The organism is Psychroserpens burtonensis DSM 12212 (genome assembly GCF_000425305.1).
Lineage (GTDB): Bacteria > Bacteroidota > Bacteroidia > Flavobacteriales > Flavobacteriaceae > Psychroserpens > Psychroserpens burtonensis.
Genome location: NZ_AUDE01000050.1, coordinates 1 through 3,428 on the forward strand (window position 1 = coordinate 1; position 3,428 = coordinate 3,428).

Genomic DNA, 3,428 nt, shown 5'->3' on the forward strand with positions numbered 1-3,428 from the left:
AAGCAACTAATTTAGCAAATAAATCACAGATAGAATATTCCGCAGGAATGTTCGTAAGTCGGCAGTGACCAAGCAATTAATTATACACTGTGTTAGCTACAGTTTTTTAATTCGTATTCAGCTTTTCCCACAATAGATTTACATATATTTCAGAAGCTTCATTTATGTTTCCAATATTCCAAGTTCTGTGAATATGTCCTCTTTCTTGGTCTATAATTTTATCTTTCAATAACCAAATTCCGTCTTGTTCAGGATTATCAGCGTTTTCTATTTTCTGTTTTTCAATAAATCCAGTTTCAATTAAATAATTCCTGAATTCCGTTTTCGTAATCGTTATGTAATTTTTCAGCAGTTTTGTTGGTGTTCCTTTGTCTTTATATTCAGGAACTAATTCCGCAATTGGTTTTAAATTTCCAGTTTCCATTATTTCCAATTGAGTTATTTTGTCAAGTTCAGGATATTTTAGTTTTTCGTGAGCTAAACAAATTTCGTCGAATTCATCGTTCAGTTTTTTTACTCCGATTTTATTCGAAATCAAAAAGTAAATAATTAGTATTAAAACTAATCCGATTATAATTATGAAAGTCGTCATTTCAAATTGTAGCTAACGTGTTTGTATAAGATTAGTTGCGTGTTTTAAGTACTAAAGTTAGCAATTAAATCACAGATTGAAAGTCCTCGAGGACTCTCGTAAATAAGCTAAAACCAGCAATTAATTTTATACGGTGTTGCCCACAGTATTTATTTTCCACTTTTTATTATTTCAATCTCTAACCTATTTTGTTTATCCTTAATTTTTTCAATGTCTTTTTCTATGCTTTCTATTTCGTCATTTTTATTATCAATATCTTTTTGGAAAGATTTTACTGAATTTGTGTTTTGCTTAGTTTCTGAAACTAAATTTGAATACGAAAGAGTATAAATTAAAGTTGTAATTGCAACTAAAGCAAAAATTGTCCACAAGTAAAATTTAGTGTCCAATTTTGAATCTATTTTACCTTCTAATTCCTGTCTTAATGTCTGACTTGAATCTGATATTTTATCACTAACAGTTTTAATATTATCGTTAAGAGTATCATAACGAGAATTGAAATTTTCGTTAAGTTTAAAATAAATAGTTGCTGTTTCAGAATTTACGTTTTCATTTAAATGACTTTGACTTAAACTATTTGACTCAGATTTTTTTATTTCAAAGTTTGTTGAAGTTTCAGAACTTGGTAAGTTTTCACGTTGCTTCAGTTTATTCAGACTACTCTTTAAGTCATATTCATCTTTCTTTAGAGAAATGACTTTCTTTTTTTTATTGCCTTTCGCCATTCTTAAAATTCCTTTAAATTTTCAACTAAGGATTTTTCAACAGCAAGAGAAGCTGTAATAACATCTTTAATTTTGTTATTACCATTTATATCATTAGTTCCTGATTTTAATAAATAATTGTCTGTATCAATTGCAATTCCAACAGAGTTGTTTCTGTCTGGGTTTTTAAATTCTTTAACTAAAAAAGGGTCATCTTTTTGAACTGGACCAATGTGATACATTCCGTTTTGATAAACAATTTGTAATCTCAAATCATTTGTTGGGAAGTTTTCAAGAAAAATTTGTGTAGGAAAAGCATTCTTAAAATTATCAAGAATTTTGGTGAATTCGTTAGATTTGGTCTTATACGTTCCTTGTATTCTGCACCCAATCCTCGTTACTGTTAAACCTCCTAAGAGTTCATTAATAGTTTCATATAATTTAAGAAAATCACTAACAAGTTTTTCAATAGAATCGACCTTTGAACTTATAAATGAAAGGCGATTAATTTCTACTTGAACTATATTTTTAATTAGTTCATCTTTGTTGCTATCGGAAATTTTTAAAGCAGAATCTCCAATACTCCAATCAGCTCCTTTAATTATATTTAGTGAATTTATTTTATCTAAAATAGTACCTTTTAAGTCAAGAAATTTAGGTGCTGGATTGAACCTTATTTCAATTATTATTTTTCTGTTCAGAATTAATGAACTGTTTATATTATTTTTCATTTGTTATTTTTTCTATGCAATTTTTATATTGTGGGCAACGGAATTGTGTATGGTTAGTTGCGTGTTAAGCAACTAATTTAGTAAACAAACACGAGCCAGAGAAAATTCCGAAGGAATTTTCCAAATAATCACTTGCCAAAGCAATTAATTATACACGGTGTTGTAAAACGTTTTTATTTTCTTTTTAATTCGGCAGTGTTGATAAAAAAGTCTTCTTTATTAACGTTTTCTTCGAAAAATTTTAGAAGTTCAGATTCCGATTCAAATTCTTTATCATGTAGTTTGTCATTAACTTCGGAAAAAGTTAGAGTATTTCCTTTAAGATTGAAGCTATAAAAAACATTAGTAATTATGCCTTTGGTTTCAGTTTTAACATTCATAATACTAAACCCTTTAATGGTTTTAGAGAAGGCAATTAATTCATCAGTTTCATTTTTGTCAATCATTTGTAACATATAAGATTTCTCTCCATTTTTCATGATTTTAATCCTTTCGTCACCATTTTTTTCAGAGTACCATTCTCCGATTAGTTCAGAATTTATTTTTTCATCATTAGGTAAAGCAAATTGAGATTCTAAAGCACAACTTAACATTATAAATAAAATCAAAATTCCGATAATTCTCTTTTTATATGTTTTCATTTTTTATATGTTTTACAACGGTTTTGTGTATGATTTCGTTGCGTGTTTAAGGACTAAAGTTAGCAAATAAATCACAGATAGAAAGTCCGCGAGGACTTTCGTAAGTAAGCAAGAACTAGTAATGAATTATACACGGTGTTGTAAAACGTTTTTTATTTAAATTTCAAATTCTCCTTTAACTCTATTCGGAATGTTTTCATATTTTTTTTCATAATGTAATATGGGAAAATCAATATCAATGTTGCTATTGGAACAAACAATATTAATGCAGGATAAGCTTTTTTTATTATGATTACAGAAAATAATATCAAAAAGAATATTGGTCCAATTATTATCGCAAGTGTTGAGATTTCATCATATCCAAAAATTTTCACGTTTAGTTTGGTTTTCTGATTTTCCACACTTAATATTCCAACAGCATTAGACGATTGAATATTCAGATTCATAAACTTTCTTTTTTTTCTCAAAGTGAATTTATTATCTCCTACTTTTCCACAAAATATTTTTTTTGAGCGATATAATTCGTCTAATAAAATAGGTGTTTCTTCATCAACAATCTGTTTAATTCTTTTCTGAAATTCTTTTGGTTCAATATCATATTCAAACACCAAGGAATCAACTAATTTTAATTTTTTAAATAGACTTTCCATTTTTTCCTCAAATGTTTTACAACGTTAAATATATGAATAGTAAGGGATTTAAAAACTTTACCTTCGAGTTTTTAATAAGCCAATTTAGCAAATAAATGTTTAAATTTCTG

General features: G+C 27.5%; 5 protein-coding genes. All 5 read right to left on the minus strand.

What is annotated here, in order from left to right; translation table 11 throughout:
• Positions 1–106: 106 nt before the first annotated feature.
• Positions 107–538, minus strand: a complete 432-nt coding sequence (locus tag H593_RS0115200; RefSeq protein ID WP_157588896.1) for a hypothetical protein — start codon at positions 536–538, stop codon at positions 107–109.
• A 203-nt stretch (positions 539–741) separates the two neighbouring features.
• Entirely contained in the window at positions 742–1,317 is a 576-nt protein-coding gene (locus H593_RS0115205) for a hypothetical protein (RefSeq protein WP_028873212.1), read from the minus strand.
• A 2-nt stretch (positions 1,318–1,319) separates the two neighbouring features.
• Positions 1,320–2,027, minus strand: a complete 708-nt coding sequence (locus H593_RS0115210) for a hypothetical protein (protein WP_028873213.1) — start codon at positions 2,025–2,027, stop codon at positions 1,320–1,322.
• A 173-nt stretch (positions 2,028–2,200) separates the two neighbouring features.
• A complete protein-coding gene (locus tag H593_RS0115215) occupies positions 2,201–2,668 on the minus strand; it encodes a hypothetical protein (protein ID WP_028873214.1) in 468 nt (155 codons plus the stop codon).
• A gap of 152 nt (positions 2,669–2,820) precedes the next feature.
• Entirely contained in the window at positions 2,821–3,318 is a 498-nt protein-coding gene (locus tag H593_RS0115220) for a hypothetical protein (RefSeq protein ID WP_028873215.1), read from the minus strand.
• Positions 3,319–3,428 lie beyond the last annotated feature (110 nt).